Annotated in this window: 1 protein-coding gene and 1 pseudogene; both read left to right on the plus strand. The window is 73.3% G+C overall.

Features of this window, described 5'->3' with window-relative positions; all coding sequences use genetic code 11:
• A partial coding sequence (locus DD1DGNOD_RS07220; protein WP_241255523.1) for an SDR family oxidoreductase occupies positions 1–582 on the plus strand: 582 nt, incomplete at its 5' end.
• Positions 583–631: 49 nt separating this feature from the next.
• Positions 632–862, plus strand: a pseudogene (locus tag DD1DGNOD_RS27850) (hypothetical protein); the annotation flags it as partial.

The following is an 862-nucleotide window of genomic DNA, read 5'->3' on the forward strand; positions in this document are numbered from 1 at the left end:
GTGGAGGCCGACCTCGCCCGGGACCAGATCACCGTCAGTGGCGAGGTCGCGGACGTCACCGAACCGGGTGCGGTGGCCGCGGCACTGGAAAAACTCGCCGACGACCTCGGCGGTCTGACCACCGTAGTCTACAACGCCAAGCTGAGCATCCGGGGTACCGCGCTGTCGGTGTCGGCGGAAACGGTCAACCAGACCCTTGCCGTCAACGTGACCGGGGCGCTGACCGTCGTGCAGGCCGCGGTGGCGCGGCTGGCCGGCCGTCCCGGGGCGTGCGTGCTGCTGACCGCGGCCGGGCCGAGGACCGAGCCGGTCGCCGGACGGTTCGCCCTCGCGATCGGCAAGGCCGGACTGCTCGCGCTCGGGACGTCGTTGACGCCGGTGCTGCGTACCCGGGGCATCCGGTTGCGAACCGTGGTGCTCGACGCCCGGGTGGCCCCCGATGGCCGGCTCTCCCCGGACGCGGTGGCCGAGCACTTCTGGAACGCCTACACCGCCGCGCACGGATCGGTCTTCCGGCTGGGTCCACCCAGCGTCACCGACCGCGCGCCGCAGCTGTTCGGGGACGGGCATTTCCCGGGATGATCTGACCCATGTCGTGCCGGGATCCGCCATCCATGCGACCATCCTGACCGTGAGCACTGGACGCGACAACGGCCCGGACAGGGGTAGCGAGTCCGAGGAATCGACCCGGCGGCTCCCACCGTCCGGTGCCGGCACCGGTGCCCAGCCGCCGCGGGCCCGGGTCGGCCCGATCGGCCCGCCGCCTCCCGCCGACTCGTTCCGCCCGGCTCCTCGCCCCGACTGGTCCGGCTCACCGGTATCGCCGAGCGGACCGGTACCGCCGAGCGGACCGGTACCGCCG

This window comes from Candidatus Protofrankia californiensis, from assembly GCF_900634765.1.
Lineage (GTDB): Bacteria > Actinomycetota > Actinomycetes > Frankiales > Frankiaceae > Protofrankia > Protofrankia californiensis.